15 protein-coding genes are annotated in these 14,682 nt (G+C 62.8%); 5 read left to right on the forward strand and 10 right to left on the reverse strand.

Annotated elements, in window-relative coordinates; all coding sequences use genetic code 11:
• The first annotated feature begins 285 nt into the window (after positions 1 to 285).
• The 4 genes from BMW76_RS22350 to BMW76_RS22360 all read left to right on the forward strand — a co-directional run bounded on the left by BMW76_RS22350 (position 286) and on the right by BMW76_RS22360 (position 4,619).
• Complete coding sequence (locus tag BMW76_RS22350; protein WP_090869035.1) at positions 286 to 576, forward strand: XapX domain-containing protein; 291 nt, start codon at positions 286 to 288, stop codon at positions 574 to 576.
• Positions 573 to 2,459 (forward strand): amidohydrolase, encoded by a 1,887-nt coding sequence (locus tag BMW76_RS22355; RefSeq protein WP_090869037.1) that lies wholly within the window; start codon positions 573 to 575, stop codon positions 2,457 to 2,459. Before BMW76_RS22350 ends, BMW76_RS22355 begins: the two co-directional genes overlap by 4 nt.
• Before the next feature lie 70 nt (positions 2,460 to 2,529).
• Positions 2,530 to 2,820: a hypothetical protein gene (locus tag BMW76_RS42825; protein WP_143062295.1), complete on the forward strand. Its 291-nt coding sequence runs from the start codon at positions 2,530 to 2,532 to the stop codon at positions 2,818 to 2,820.
• 212 nt (positions 2,821 to 3,032) lie between these two features.
• Complete coding sequence (locus tag BMW76_RS22360) at positions 3,033 to 4,619, forward strand: Na+/H+ antiporter (protein WP_090869039.1); 1,587 nt, start codon at positions 3,033 to 3,035, stop codon at positions 4,617 to 4,619.
• A gap of 28 nt (positions 4,620 to 4,647) precedes the next feature.
• Here the strand turns inward: BMW76_RS22360 and BMW76_RS22365 are convergent, their stop codons facing one another.
• The 7 genes from BMW76_RS22365 to mscL all read right to left on the reverse strand — a co-directional run bounded on the left by BMW76_RS22365 (position 4,648) and on the right by mscL (position 11,555).
• The gene (locus BMW76_RS22365; RefSeq protein ID WP_245763319.1) at positions 4,648 to 5,259 is read right to left on the reverse strand and encodes a DUF4136 domain-containing protein; all 612 of its coding nucleotides are present in this window, start codon (positions 5,257 to 5,259) and stop codon (positions 4,648 to 4,650) included.
• A 49-nt stretch (positions 5,260 to 5,308) separates the two neighbouring features.
• Complete coding sequence (locus BMW76_RS22370) at positions 5,309 to 7,759, reverse strand: CHASE2 domain-containing protein (protein ID WP_090869044.1); 2,451 nt, start codon at positions 7,757 to 7,759, stop codon at positions 5,309 to 5,311.
• Positions 7,759 to 9,138, reverse strand: coding sequence for a FecR domain-containing protein (locus tag BMW76_RS22375; RefSeq protein WP_090869150.1), 1,380 nt, complete (start codon positions 9,136 to 9,138; stop codon positions 7,759 to 7,761). Before BMW76_RS22375 ends, BMW76_RS22370 begins: the two co-directional genes overlap by 1 nt.
• A gap of 59 nt (positions 9,139 to 9,197) precedes the next feature.
• Entirely contained in the window at positions 9,198 to 9,896 is a 699-nt protein-coding gene (locus BMW76_RS22380; RefSeq protein WP_090869046.1) for a response regulator transcription factor, read from the reverse strand.
• A gap of 70 nt (positions 9,897 to 9,966) precedes the next feature.
• Positions 9,967 to 10,374 (reverse strand): hypothetical protein, encoded by a 408-nt coding sequence (locus tag BMW76_RS22385; protein WP_090869048.1) that lies wholly within the window; start codon positions 10,372 to 10,374, stop codon positions 9,967 to 9,969.
• A 492-nt stretch (positions 10,375 to 10,866) separates the two neighbouring features.
• The gene (locus BMW76_RS41240; protein ID WP_177200455.1) at positions 10,867 to 11,007 is read right to left on the reverse strand and encodes a hypothetical protein; all 141 of its coding nucleotides are present in this window, start codon (positions 11,005 to 11,007) and stop codon (positions 10,867 to 10,869) included.
• A gap of 101 nt (positions 11,008 to 11,108) precedes the next feature.
• Entirely contained in the window at positions 11,109 to 11,555 is a 447-nt protein-coding gene (gene mscL / locus BMW76_RS22390) for a large conductance mechanosensitive channel protein MscL (RefSeq protein ID WP_090869050.1), read from the reverse strand.
• Between the two features lie 443 nt (positions 11,556 to 11,998).
• On the opposite strand from mscL, the gene BMW76_RS22395 reads away from it, so the two are divergent.
• Positions 11,999 to 12,271 (forward strand): hypothetical protein, encoded by a 273-nt coding sequence (locus BMW76_RS22395; RefSeq protein ID WP_090869052.1) that lies wholly within the window; start codon positions 11,999 to 12,001, stop codon positions 12,269 to 12,271.
• A gap of 213 nt (positions 12,272 to 12,484) precedes the next feature.
• Here the strand turns inward: BMW76_RS22395 and BMW76_RS22400 are convergent, their stop codons facing one another.
• From BMW76_RS22400 to BMW76_RS22410, 3 genes are all read right to left on the reverse strand, one after another.
• Positions 12,485 to 12,709, reverse strand: coding sequence for a hypothetical protein (locus BMW76_RS22400; protein WP_090869055.1), 225 nt, complete (start codon positions 12,707 to 12,709; stop codon positions 12,485 to 12,487).
• A 292-nt stretch (positions 12,710 to 13,001) separates the two neighbouring features.
• Positions 13,002 to 13,727 carry a glycoside hydrolase family 65 protein gene (locus BMW76_RS22405; RefSeq protein ID WP_177200456.1) on the reverse strand — a complete coding sequence of 242 codons (726 nt, stop codon included), beginning with the start codon at positions 13,725 to 13,727 and terminating at the stop codon, positions 13,002 to 13,004.
• The gene (locus tag BMW76_RS22410; protein ID WP_177200457.1) at positions 13,703 to 14,581 is read right to left on the reverse strand and encodes a glycoside hydrolase family 65 protein; all 879 of its coding nucleotides are present in this window, start codon (positions 14,579 to 14,581) and stop codon (positions 13,703 to 13,705) included. The genes BMW76_RS22405 and BMW76_RS22410 overlap by 25 nt, the downstream gene beginning before the upstream one ends.
• Positions 14,582 to 14,682: the final 101 nt, after the last annotated feature.

Raw genomic sequence — 14,682 nt, forward strand, 5'->3', positions numbered from 1 at the left:
GTGATACGGCGAGACATCACTAAAGAAATCGAATCGATTCATTTCCAAAAAATGCAGGTACGTGACGCCCTCTTTTCATCGCGCTTTAAACCCGATACTCTTTCGCGTACTCGCCACCAGATGACGAGCTTGCTTTCCACACTGCTCGTGTGCTGCGCGTGCGGTGCATTGCGCATCGCCTTCATCCATCCGCCAACTTGAGTGGCGACCCGTTGTCGCCGTTTCCTATCACCCCAGCGCTTGCGACGCACTCGCACGACGCGTGAACCACAGGAATACGAGCCAATGAAACTCTATCTCTTCTCCTTGCTTGCTGGCGTACTGGTTGGCGTGATCTACAGCCTCATCAACGTGCGTTCACCCGCTCCGCCACTTGTCGCCCTTGTCGGCCTGCTCGGCATTCTCGGCGGCGAACAGATCATTCCCGTCGCGAAACAGATGCTGTCCGGCAGCGGCTTCCACACCGCGTGGACCGACTCGAAGTGCACGCAGCATATGTTCGGGTCGCTGCCCGGCCGCCAGACGGGCAACGCGTCGCGCACTGCCGCTGCCGATTCATCGGAGAAACGCTCATGAGCACGCATGCTGGTAATACACCCGATCTGATCCTGCATCGCGGCCGCTTTACCACGCTCGACAGAAGCAGGCCCGAAGCAACGGCTGTCGCGATACGCGAAGGCGTGTTCAGCGCCGTGGGCGACGACGCCGAGATCCTGCCGCTCGCAGGCAATGCGACGAAGGTAATCGACCTTCAAGGCCGCCGCGTCTTGCCTGGGTTGATCGACAATCATCTGCACATTATTCGAGGCGGCCTGAACTTCAACATGGAGTTGCGTTGGGACGGCGTGCCGTCGCTTGCTGTCGCGATGGAGATGCTCAAGCGTCAGGTGGCCATTACGCCCGCGCCGCAATGGGTGCGTGTGGTCGGCGGCTTCACGGAACATCAGTTCGCCGAGAAGCGGCTTCCCACGATCGAAGAACTGAATGCCGTCGCGCCCGATACGCCCGTCTTCATCCTGCATCTCTATGACCGCGCGTTGTTGAACGCTGCGGCGCTGCGTGTGGTCGGCTATACGAAGGACACGCCGGAGCCGCCCGGAGGCGAAATCGTGCGCGACTCCGCAGGCAATCCGACGGGCCTGCTGCTCGCGAAGCCCAATGCCGGCATCCTCTACGCGACGCTCGCAAAAGGGCCGAAGCTGCCACTCGAATACCAGATCAACTCGACGCGCCACTTCATGCGCGAACTGAACCGTCTCGGCGTGACGGGCGCGATCGACGCAGGCGGCGGTTTTCAGAACTACCCCGAGGACTATGAAGTCATCCAGAAGCTCTCGGACGAAGGCTTGCTGACGATCCGGCTCGCTTATAACCTCTTCACGCAAAAGCCCAAAGGCGAGAAGGAAGACTTTCTCAACTGGACGCGCACGTCGAAGTACAAGCAGGGCGACGATTACTTCCGGCATAACGGCGCGGGCGAAATGCTCGTGTTCTCGGCTGCGGACTTCGAGGACTTTCGCCAGCCGCGCCCCGACATGAGCGCTGAAATGGAAGGCGAGCTCGAAGAAGTCGTGCGTGTGCTCGCGGAAAACCGCTGGCCGTGGCGCATGCATGCGACTTATGACGAGACCATCAGCCGCGCACTCGATGTCTTCGAAAAGATCAACCGCGATATTCCGCTCGCGGGCCTCAACTGGTTCTTCGATCACGCGGAAACGATCAGCGAGCGGTCGATCGACCGTATCGCGGCGCTCGGCGGCGGCATTGCCGTGCAGCATCGGATGGCATATCAGGGCGAGTACTTCGTCGAGCGCTATGGCGCGGCAGCGGCCGAGGCGACGCCACCCGTCGCGCGCATGCTCGAGAAAGGCGTGAAGACATCAGCGGGGACGGATGCGACGCGCGTCGCGTCGTACAACCCGTGGGTCGCGCTTGCGTGGCTCGTCACGGGCAAGACGCTCGCGGGACTGCGGATTTATCCGCAACGCAATTGTCTGGACCGTGAGACCGCGCTGCGCATGTGGACCGAGAACGTCACATGGTTCTCGAATGAAGAGGGCAAAAAAGGCCGCATTCAGGCAGGGCAACTCGCTGATCTGATCGTGCCGGATCGCGACTATCTGAGCTGCCCCGAGTCCGATATCGCCGATACGACTGCCGTGCTAACCGTGGTCGGCGGCAAGATCGTTTATGCGGCCGGTCCGTTTGCGGATCACGATGCGCCGATTGCGCCCGCGATGCCGGACTGGTCGCCCGTGCGCGCCTACGGCGGCTATGCGGGATGGGGCGCGGCGCAAGGCACGCCGTTGCAGCGCAGCCAGAACGCGCTGGCCTGCGGTTGCGCGAGCGCCTGTGGCGTGCATGGTCACGCGCATGCGCGAGCATGGGCGAAGAGCGTGCCCGCGTCTGACCTCAAGAGCTTCTGGGGCGCGCTGGGTTGCTCGTGCTGGGCGGTTTAAGAGTACGGCAGTTCGATATCGGTGCGATGCCGCGCGCTCGAATGCGCGACGCGCGCGGCATCATCATGGAATGCTCTTCAAAAAGCCTGACTTCAACATCTGTGCCCGCGTTCACAACGCGGGCTTTTTCCATCGCTTCGCTCGCCGGCTTACCGATTTACCGTATCGAGCTCCACTTCATCGCACCATGACAACTCCAATCAAAACGATCCTCACGCCACGCGAAAGCGATATCGGCAAGCGCTATATCGAATGGAACTTGGTATCGAGTTCGCCCGAAAAAATCGAAGCAGAAGGCTGCATGGACGCAACGGACATTCGGTTCGGTCCCGGGCGAAACGGACTGGACACCGCTGCCTGAAGGAAAGCCGCGTTGAGCGGCAAACCGGCAAACCGGCAAATCGACCTGGACTGGCTGAACAGGCCCTGTAGCGTCGGCTAGCAGGGTCGGGCTATCCTTCACACAACAATTCCAGACATCGGTGACAACATCGCATCGCGCGCCGGTACGATGCACGCGAACATGTTGCCTCCGTCTCTGACAACGTCCCATGTTTGCCCGAAAACTCCAGCATGAATAACGTCGAACTCTTTCACTACATATTGCTGCTCGTTTGCGGTGCCGGCGTACTGACGTGGGTTGCCGAGCGCGTGGCCATTCCGCCCGCAGTGATACTGCTGTTCGGCGGGGCCGCCGTCGCGCTGACGGGACGGCACACGACGGTCGACATGGACCCCAACCTGGTGCTGACGGCCGTGTTGCCTCCGCTGCTGATGTCGAGTGCGTTCTACACTGCGTGGTCGGACTTCCGTCGCGAGGTCTTGAGCATTCTGTCGCTCGTGCTGGGAGCCGTTGCGTTCACCACGGTCGCGGTCGCCGTCACCGTGCATGCCTTCGCGCCTGCGTTGGCGTGGCCCGCCTGCTTTGCGCTGGGCGCGATCGTCTCGCCGCCCGACGCCGTCGCCGCGAAGGCCATCCTCGATCGCAATCCGCTTCCATCGAGGCTCGTTACCGTGCTCGAAGGCGAGAGTCTCGTCAACGACGCAACGGGTCTTCTTATCTATCAGATGTCCATTGCTGCCGCTTTCACAGGGCAATTCACGGCGAGCCGCGCGACGGGCGTCTTTCTGATGCTGACGTTCATCGGCATCGCCGTCGGTGTCGCCTGCGGACAGATCATGATGTGGCTGATCAAGCGCGTCCCTGATCCGATGCTTCGCATCGTGCTCACGTTTCTGATGGCATGGGCCAGCTACAGCATCGCGGAAGAGCTCGGAGGGTCAGGCGTGCTGTCCGTCGTCACGTGCGGTCTGATGCTCGGCGTACGTCAGCATCGTGCGTTCGATGCGCATACACGCATCAAGGCGTCGGCAACGTGGGAAGTGATCGTGTTCGTGCTCGATGCGCTCGTGTTCATTCTGATCGGCCTCGCGCTGCACGGAATCGTCGAGCGGATGGGCGACACGCGCTCGATGCTGGCGACGAGCGCGAGCGTCGCGTTGCCCGCCATCGTGGCCGTGATCCTGTCGCGCCTCGTGTGGGTGGCGATCGGGATCTATCTGCCCGCGCGCATCGCAGCCGGTCATCGCAATGCAGGACGCCCCTGGCGTCCCGGCGAAATAGCCGTTCTGGGTTGGGCGGGCGTCAGAGGCGTGGTCAGCCTCGCTGCGGCGCTGGCATTGCCCGAGCAGTTTCCCGATCGCGACGCCATCGTGTTCAGCACCTTCCTCGTGATCTTCGGGACGCTGGTGATACAGGGCGGCAGTCTCGGCGTGCTGATCCGCCTCGTCGGACTTCGGCCGATGCGAGGCTCGACGATGTCGGAACTGGAGGCCCGCTCGCATACGTTCCGCGCATCGTTGAACGAACTGGAGAAGATCAGCAAGTCAGCCGGGGGCGAAGACAAGAACCTCGTGCGACGGCTCATCGACGAATACGAGGTGAGAGTGCGCAACAACGAGAAAGCGCATTCGGAAGGCAGCGAACATGTCGAACTGCGAGCGCGCCATCTGCGCCTCGAACTCGATCTCGTTTCAACTTCGCGGCAAACGCTGCTGCGTTTGCATCGCGAAGGCAAGATCGAAGACTCCGTGCTGCACAGGCTGGAGGCCGAACTCGATCTCGAAGAACTGCGCCTGCAGCGGCTGCTGGAACCTTAACGGGCGGCGCGGCCTGCCCCGCCACTGGTCACTGGTCGACGCGCTTCACCGCGACCACGCGCGGCACCTGCTTGTCGGCTGCATCGCCGGGCCGCAACTTCACGCGCCACGCGCCGTACTCGGCAAACGGAAATTGCGCGAGTGCACTCTTCACGAGCCACGGAATCGGATGATCGGTGTCGGCATCGCGGTCGCGGCTCGTCGCCGTGACCTTGTAGACTTCCTTGCCGCTTGTCGCTTCGAGCAGCCGCAACGTCATCGAATGTCGATACACGCGCCCGAACAGCGAATAGCCCGCGCCTTCGGCACGATCGCATGCGTTTCCGCAATCGGCCGTGCTGACGCCGACAGCAGCGGGCCGCGTGTCATACGCAAGCGAGACCAGATAGCTCGCGTGATCCGCGGTTCGATCGACGAGCCCATAGTTCGCAAGTTCGCTTCGAACCAGCGCCTCATACTGCTCGCTCGCAGGATGCGCTTGCGGCCACGGGGCACGCACGAACGCATAGGTACGTTCGCCCTGCAGCACGACGGGCGCTCCCGTTGCGCGCACATCCGTCGTCACATCGGCGCAGCCCGCGAGACCGACGACACTCGCGAGGACCACTGCGGCGCTATACGTCACTTTCTTCACTTTCATCTCGCTTCGATTGAATAGGGTTCGCGTACCGTTCATATTCGTGTGCCGTTCATGCGTGCGCGTCGGCCTCGTCGAGCACCGGCAGCGAAATCGTGAAGGCCGTCCCTTTGCCCGGCGCGCTCTCGACGCACACGTCGCCGCCGTGCCGCGTCACGACCGCTTTAACGAAGGCCATGCCGAGTCCCGTGCCCGCGACTTCCGGCCGCTCGGCTTCGTGAAAGCGCTGAAAGCGTTCGAACAGATGCGCCTGATCTTCGGTTGAAATGCCATAGCCCTCGTCGCGAATCGTGCAGCTCACGCGCGCCGGCGACGCGCCCGAAGCACCGCGCTCCTGCGCGACGGTGCACGTGATGCGCGTATCGGTCGGACTGTATTTCACTGCGTTGTTCAGGATGTTCACGAGCGCGCGCGTCATCAGCGAGCGGTCCGCGTTGATCCAGTGGCCGTCGCCCTGCTCGTCATACGCCGCTTCGAGACGGATGCACTTCGCTTGCGCCTGAGGCCAGACCTCGTCGCTTGCATCGATCACCAGTTCGACGAGGCTCACGGGTTCGAGCACATAGGCCTGCGATTCCGCGCGCGCGAGCTGCACGAAATCGTCGGCGAGCGTGAGCGCGCGTTGCGCGTAGCGTTCGATGCGGCACAGAAAATCGCGCATGCGGTCCGACTCGAGCTTGCGCGCCCGCTCGATCTCGACGAGCGCCAGAATCGATGCCTGCGGCGAGCGCATGTCATGCGACAGCAGACGCAGCGCGTCCTCGCGCAACCGCTCGGCCGCATGCAGGGCCGTCACGTCGACGAGGCCCGCAATCCAGCCGATTGCCTCGCCCTGCGCGTTCGTGCATCTCGCGTAGCGCAACAGGTGATCGCGCAGGTTGCGATCGCGCACTTCGATGCCCTGCTCCATCATGCCGGCAAATGCAATCCGGCCAGGGTCGAGTATCGCGGGCCAGTGCGCGTGCCCGAAGCTGTCGGCCTCTGCACTCGACCCTATCGCCTTCACGAAGACGAGATCGCCGAGCACTTCGCGCATCTGCCGCCCCTCGGGCCTCGGTGCGCCGAGCCCGGCGAAGTGTGCCTTCGCCGCATGGTTCGCGATCAGCACGACACCGCGCACATCGCTCACGAGGATCGGCTCCGGCATGCTGTCGAGGCTGTCCCACACGAAGCGCTTCATATCCTGCACGCGCCGCGCCGCCTGCGCCATCAGCGACATGTGCTGCGCGAGCACGTCGCCGCCGAACTCGCGGCTGCGATGCGGCGCCTCGGGCAAGAGATACGGCTCGTCGGCGAGGCGCTGCAGTTCTTTGCGCAGATACGACATCGTCATTTCGAGCCGACGCCAGTTCCACATCGGGTACACGGCGATCAGCCCGACGATGGCGGGCACGGGTGAGATCCAGAGCCGCAATCCGTACAGCAGCGCCGCGCTGCCCACGACCATCGCCGCGCAGAGCACGAGCGTCATCAGCAGTGAACGCACCGGCGACAGCACGAGCAGCCCCGCGAGCAGCACCCCCAGCGGCACGAGCGACGCGGCGCATAGGAGCGCCTGGCTCGCTGGCTCGATCTCGCGTCCGGTGACGAGCATATCGAGCACGTTCGCGTGGATATAGACGCCCGGCAACGGGCCGAGCCGACCCGATACGGGCGTCGAGAACCGGTCGTAGAGCCCCGATGCCGTCACGCCGATCACGACGATCTTTCCGCGCAGCATGTCTTGCGGCACGTGGCCATCGAGCACGCTCGCGAACGAAACCTTCGGATAGGACTGCGCGAGCGGGCTGAATGGAATCAGATAGCGCCCTTCGCCATTGCCATCGACTCGCGTTCGATCCGGCGAGGCCGCAGCAATGCTGTGATCGTCCGCGAGTTTCAACTCGCGCTGCCTGATCGCGCGCCATACGGGCACCATCAGTTGCGGCCAGCGCATATGCGCATCGCCTTCGAACAGCGCGACACTGCGCACGATGCCGTCACCATCCACTTCGAGGTTGATATGGCCGAGCCCCGCCGCAGCCTCGGCGAGCGGCTCGACGGGCTTGTCCGCGACGCGCTCGCCGCTCGCATCTTCAGGCGTCAGGAGAACAGGCAGCCACGTCGGATTCGCGGCAATCGATCGCGCGAGTTGCGCATCGTCTGCGGCCGGCTCGGTGAAGAGCACGTCGTAGACCACGGCAGCGGGATGTGCCTTCGCGATTTCATCCAGCAGCCGCGCATGCACGGCACGCGGCCACGGCCATCGACCGAGCTGCGCGATGCTCGCGTTGTCGATTTCGACGACGGCAATATCGGACAGCACGGGTTGCGCGCGCCAGCGCATAAAACGGTCATAGACGAGGTGATCCGCGCTCGCGGTCAACCGGCCGAGCGAGCCGAGCAGAACGACCACGACACCGAGACAGCCGATGCACAGCCATTCGAACAGGAAGCGGCGCCCGACTGGCCGCCCAAGACGTATGCGCGGATCGAAGCTCATGCGCGGGCCGCCCGTGGTCATCACCGGGCCAGTGTAAACGAGCGGACGGAACTTCCCTTCTGATAGAACCGGCCGTTTTCGAACTGCTCGGCGATCACGGTCCAGTAGTAGACGCCCGGCGGCAAATCGGAAACGACGATCTGTCCCGCCGCGAGATCCGTGCGATCGACGATCGGCTCGCGCAAATCGTCGGTCGAGGACAGCACGAAGCGGAACCGCGTCTCGACACCCGGACGGCTCGCCGACAGCCAGCGGAACTCGAAGTCGCGACTGCCGGCGCGCTGTCCCGCCGACGCGTCGAGTGCGAACTGGCGGCGCTCGAATGCATAGATTTGCGGCAGGCCTTCGAGGCCGATGTCGTCGATCGACGCAATGCGCACGAAGTAGTTGCCGTCCGGCAAGTCTTCGAACGTCGCGTGCGGCGCGTTCACGCGCTGATCGCGGATCAGGTCGAACAGGTCGGCGTCGCGCGCGATCTGCACGCGATACGCGCGGGCTCTGCCGGACGGCACGATATCGAACGAGACGTCCTTCGCGTCCTGCACCTTGCCGGGTTCCGCGAGCGCGGGTGCCGACAGCAAGGCGACGGGCGCGCCGACGCCGCCCGTCACGCGCGTGACGCTGCCGAACTTCGCGCCGATCAGTTGCGTCGATGCCCGCAGCGGCACGCCCGGCGCACGCGGCGGGAGGCGCGCGGCATCGACGCCGACGGCGCCATCGAGCACGGCGACAGCCGTCGACTGCTCGCCGCCGTCATAGCTCACGCGAAAGCGCGTGCCGCGCACGCCCGCTACCACCGACGGCGAGCGGATCTGAAAGCGATCGTCCTTCTTCGTCGCATGCGTGACCTCGCTATCGATCTCGCCTTGCCGCACGTCGATCACGCGATCCTGCGAACCCGACAGCACGGTCTGCCGCAGCGTGCCGATCTCGATCGTGCTGTCCTGCGGCACCGACAGATGCGAGCCGTCGTCGAGTTCCAGCGTGACGAAGCCGTTGTGACCCGTGCGCACGCGGTCGCCTTCGACCAGCGTCATGCCGACCGTGACGGGCACGAATGCGTTCTGACGGAACGCATGTTCGGCGGGACCGCTCATTGCGACGACGCGCGCGGTTTTGGGCTCCTGCTTCAGCAACGCGTCGGGCAGGATCAGCTTCGCGCCCGGCTGCAGATGAAGCGGGTCCGCGACATGATTGAGCTTACGAAGCACGACCCAGTCGCGCGGGTCGCGCAGGTAGCGATCGGCGACGTCGTAAAGCGTGTCGCCGGCATGCGTCACATAGACCGTGGATGCAGCAGGCACATGCCTCGCCGATGTCTGCGCGTCGGCGTACGCGGGCAGCAGCGCAAGCGCAGCCATCAAAGACGGAATGATGCCGCGCAACGCGATTGGCGCCATCCGGACGGAAATACGCGACGGCGACGGCACGCGCAGTGCGATGTCCGCTGCGGCCACCGTCACGCATCCCCCTTTTCGAGCCGTTCGAGCCGGTAGCCGTAGCCGTAGATGGGCGTCAGCCGATAGCCCTTCTCCGGACGAAGACCGAGCTTTGCGCGCAGCATCGATACGTGCGTGTCCATCGTGCGCGACGGAATGTCGATGTCCTGTCTCCAGATCGCTTCGAGAATATGCGCGCGCGACAGCGGCTGGCTCAGATGCCGGAACAGCAGCAACGCGAGTTCGAATTCCTTCTGCGTCAACGTGACGGGTAGGCCGCGAGCGACCACCTGCTTCGAACCCAATTCGAACTCGAATTCACCGAAGATTTCCCGCGTCGCCGCCTGGTTGAGCTGGTACGCGCGGCGCAGCAGCGATCTGACGCGAGCGAGCAGCACGCTCGTCGCGACGGGCTTGACGACATAGTCGTCGGCGCCCTTGTTCAGCATTGCTGCGATATCGGTCTCGCGGCTGCGGCTCGTCATGAACAGCACGGGCAGAAGGTCGGACAGGCTCTGACGCACCCAGCGCAGCACCTCTTCGCCCGACATGTCCGGCACGTTCCAGTCGAGCACCAGCAGATCGAATGTCTGGCGGCGCAAATGCTTCACGAGCGCCTGGCCTTCGGCAAAAGCATGGCAATCGTGTCCATCTACCGCCAGCGACTGACAAACGAAGTCGGCTTGCGCCACATCATCGTCCAGCACTGCAATTCTCATAAGACCCCGCACGCGAAATCACTCTTCGGGCAGACGGACGCACCGCATCGTCCGGGACGTGCTCTGTCCATCATGCCTTTGCTCCAGCGCCACTCAGGGCCGCCACCTTGTCGTCAACGTTTTCCTTCGGCCGCAGATGCGCGCCCAGCGCCGCCTGCAGACCCATACTCACATGCTCCCATGCGGCGTGCGCGTAGTCCGGCTCGCGCGACGCCCATTCCTGCGCGAGGTCGAACACACGGCGAACCGTCGATGCGCAATTTGTCAGACCGGCATCGCCGCCTGCCGCCGAATCGCGCAACCACTCGGCGAGCCACGGCATGTCCAATGCACAGGAATCCGCATAGGCTTCCATTGCCGCGCGAGCGTGATAGTCGTTCGCCGGGTCCAGCTCGATCCGCCGCCCGTCGCTGCCGCCCTTGCTCGCCTCTTCGCCCGTCTTGAACGGAATCCTCGTAGTGCCTGGTCTGAAAAACATCCGATCCCTCGGTGAACACGACGATTCGCGTCCCTCTCTGTGCCTGCGTGGCCTGGCAGCCCGAAAAATTGTCATCCGGCGTTGACGGATTTTGACAATTTTGCGCACAGTATAAAAAGAGGGCGCAATAAAATCATTTAAAGATTGTTAGATCGGTTCGCCTAACCGATTGCTTTCGCCCGCCGGGGCCGCCCGCAAGGCGGCACTGTCGATGGTGGCGCCGCCCGCCTGGCACCTCTTGCGGGTCGTGATCGCTGGCTGCGGCCACGTCGGGCGGGCTCTGAACGGTCGCCATCCACCCGTTGTCGTCATCGGTTGTCACCGTCAGTCTGTTAAACGGCTGACGGTTGCAAACCGACCGAATTGACAATTGAGCAGACAAGGCCGTGTCGATCGCAGCGGCCCCCGCTCATCTGCTCTGACTCGCCGCTCGCGGCACGCAAACTACCGGATGGTTGCCGGCGCGCGCCGGCAACCGATCGGCAGATGAGGTTACGGATGGACGACGCGGGGCAGCGTTCCACCCGCGCTCCGTGCGGCCACGCCTTCCTGCAGGATGACGCACATGCTCGTGAACAGGACGAGGATGATCAGCGCCATGCTGCACAATCCGATGATTCTCCAGGTCTTCATGTTCGCCATCCCTGTAATCAGCGTGCGATGCGCGCGCGTTGCGAACGAAAGGCCTCGGTAATGCCGTAAGTCACGGCATGAGTCGCGCCCGGGTCGAACCTTCAGGAAACGCGGCCCGTCACGGCATCGCGAATCTCACGCAGCAGCAGCACGTCTTCGGACGGCGCGGCAGGTGCGGGTGCGGCGACCGGGTCCGGATTGCGCAAGCGGTTGATGAACTTCACCATCATGAAGATGATGAAAGCGAGGATGATGAAGTTGATCAGTACGGTGACGAAAGAGCCGTAGCCGAACGCCGCGACCCCGGCCGCCTGCAGATCTTTATAGGAGTCTGGGTTGCCCTTGAAGGTGGACGGTATGTCGCCAAGGCGTACGAACATGTTCGAGAAGTCGAGGCCGCCCGTCGCGACACCGATCACGGGCATGATCAGATCCTTCACCAGCGAATTGACGATGCCCGAAAAGGCACCGCCAATAATGACGCCGACAGCAAGATCCATTACGTTGGCCTTGAGGGCAAACTCCTTGAATTCCTGAACGATACCCATCGACTTTCCTTTGTCTTTTTTCGAGCTGGTTGCAATGACGTCTGCGTGACAACTTGATGACTGCGGCGTGTCATTTGCACGCTTGAACGATCATCGGGACGCTGGATAGTCCAGTCTGGTAGTTCTCCCTGATTGCCTTCGTATTCGAAGAAATTCGAATTGCGGTAGGTACTATATGAGATCCGCGAATCGAATTCTTTTAGCAATTGTCAAGTCCGTGAACAAACACGGATGACAATTCCTGTTTGCGCCTTTGATGCAATGACGTACTGAAAAAAGACGGCCAAATGCTTGTCGTGCAAAACTGCACTAACATTATTTAAAAAACGAACACATCAGGTTTTGGTAGTCTTTTGACGTCAGAATCGATCGTCGTATGTGAACCAGCGGCGTAACAGCTTCGCAGGCTGCGCAACGTTGTCCGATAACGCGAGGGATTCATCATGCTGATGTGGATTGCAAACTGGGCGGCACGCCACGCCCCGACACCCGAGAAACAGGCCGGGCGCGCGGTGGATGAACTGCGCATGGAATTGTTTCGTGCCGAACAGCAGGTACTCGACGCACAGTTGCGCGCCGAGTACTACCGGTCGCGTCTTATCTTCCTCGAAGATGTCACGAGAAAGGGCATCGAAGCGGTCTCCGACCAGCGCAAGGGACAACAGGACGTGTCGCTGCCGACGCGCCCGGGACCCAGGCTCACCGCCGCGCAATAGCGGCATCTCGACTTGCGGCGCAGGGATGTGTCGAAAGCCGAAGGAATTGCGAGGCCAGTCTCTTCGGCTTATATGAATAATCGGGAAAGACTTGCAGCTGCACATCGCGGCTGCAACTCTGCCGCGATGTAAGTCTTCATACGGGCAGCCAGTACATCGACGATGTTCGAGCGCTTTGATCTCGTCTCGCACTGGCTGGCATGCGATACGCGGTTACGCCTGAGAACCCGAAGCGTCATCCGTTTGCGGATCGTCCGCTGCCTCTTGCGTGTCGTCCTTTTTCTTTTCGATCAGCGACTCGAGCGCGCCCGCGCCTTCGAAGCCTGCCACGGCGGCCGCTGCCTTGGCCAGCAGACCTGCATCCGGGTCGACCTTTTCGAGCGCTTCGACTGCCGCTACTGCGCCCGCTATTTCGCCTACCTTATCGAGGATTCCCATACCGCACTCCCTTAAAAGAATTCGTCGCCCACATCGCGCCATGCCGCCTACGCGCTGCCGTCACAGATTGACAATGGCATCTTCATTCACACCGCAAAAAAGAAGCCGCAGCCACGGCTGCGGCTCTAAATGCCACTTGCGGTACGGTCACCGCGTCTTCATTCTCGTTCGTTGTCCCGCAGGCATCAACGTCGATCGAGCAGATTTAACTATCTTTGAACATCTGGCGGTGTTGCCCGCGCATCTGTTCGTCGAATGAGTTTTTGCCTATCGTGCGAATCGACGAGCGCGGTCATGTGATCGCGACGGCACCGCTGCCCGCGCGTATCGTCAATACAGCGCCGGGTTCGAGCACGAAGCGTCGTCCGCGTGCTGCGACTGCGACGCCCTGTGTGTTGTCGCGTGCGGCGCGAAGCGCAACGGCTTGCACGCTGCCTTCGAGCTGCAACTGCTGATGACGGAACATCAGCGACAGGCGCGTTCGCGGCAATGCGCGCGGCCATGCGGGATCGAACTGCAACACGCCATCTTCGAAGTCGACGCCGCCATAGTGGCGCACAACCACATCGAGCGTCCCCGCGAGCGCGCCCAGATGCAATCCCTCGTGCGCGCTGCCTTCGAGCGGCGTGACATCGGTCGCCAGCGCATTGGAGAAGTACGCCCACGAACGCTCGGGCTGGCCGCGCGCGAGCGCGCCTGCGCACACCACCTGCGACAGACTCGATTCGTGCGTCATGCGGGCAAGGTAATAGTCGAGCGTGCGACGCGCGGCAGTTGCGTCGAACGCATAGCCCGCCTGCGCGAGCAACTCGCGCAACTTCGTCTCGCCCAGCAGATAGAACAGCATCACGACATCGGGCTGCTTCGAGACCTGCCATGCATTCACCGTATCGCCGGCACGTTCGAGCGACCAGTCCACGCGCGCGCCGTCATCGGCGAGTCCTTTCGGATCGGCGGTTCGCCGCAGGCGCGCGAAGCCTTCGAACTGTTCGATCACGCCATCTTCGACGAAAGGCACAGCCAGATTGCGCGCAACGCATCGCGCGACGTATGCACCGACACGATCTTGTCGATGCATACCGTCTCGCCCGCGCGCAGATGCACGGTACGACGCGTGAAGCAGGCCGCGCCCTCTTTCCATTCGACGCGCGGGCCGATCTCCTCACTCGCGCACTGCACATCCACACGCGATCCGATTGCGATGCTCACCTGCGCGCCCGACAACCTCGCGCTCGTCAGCAGCACGCCATCGGGTTGTATCGCATGCATCACGTCGACGATGTGGCGGCCATCGAACGCGCGCTGCCTTTCGACGATCGCATTGCGCACATCGCCGTCCGTGCCGTCGGCGATATCGAGCGGCCCTGACCAGTCGCAGGCCGTGACGTGCCAGCGGATCACGAACACGGACGGATGCGCCGCGCTGACAAAACGCGATTCGACGATCCGCGTCGTGCTGTCCGCGATGCGTAGCAGCAGCGTGCGCGTTGCTTGCGCCGTCTCCATGTCGAGCGCATGCGTGTAGCGAACGAGCTGCGCCGTATGCGTCCCGAGCCACGGCTCGCCGCCGCGCCGTACCGCAAGCACCGTCGCATCCGGCAAGCGCGGCAGGAATGCCGCGCGCAAGGTCTCGCCGTTCGCGCATGCTGTCACCGGGTTGTAAAGCCCCGCGCGATAGATGCCGGGATAGTGCGCGTGCGCTTCGTCGGGCGGGTAGTTTGTCGGGTACGCGGACGTACGCGCGAGGCGCTGTTCCGGCACGCCTGCACGCACGAACAGCACGCCATTGCCGAGACCGAGCAGCGACTCGCGGCGCCGCTCGTCGCGCGGATCGTAGGCATCGAAACGCAACGGATGCGTGTCTGGATTCATGAGCGGTCGGTGAGCAATCAGCGAACCCGCCGCATTGCCCATGTCGTCGATTGAAAATTTTTCCCACGCCGGCGCGTGGAAAATCAAGCGTCACCGATGAA

Origin of the sequence: Paraburkholderia diazotrophica (assembly GCF_900108945.1) — a bacterium.
Lineage (GTDB): Bacteria > Pseudomonadota > Gammaproteobacteria > Burkholderiales > Burkholderiaceae > Paraburkholderia > Paraburkholderia diazotrophica.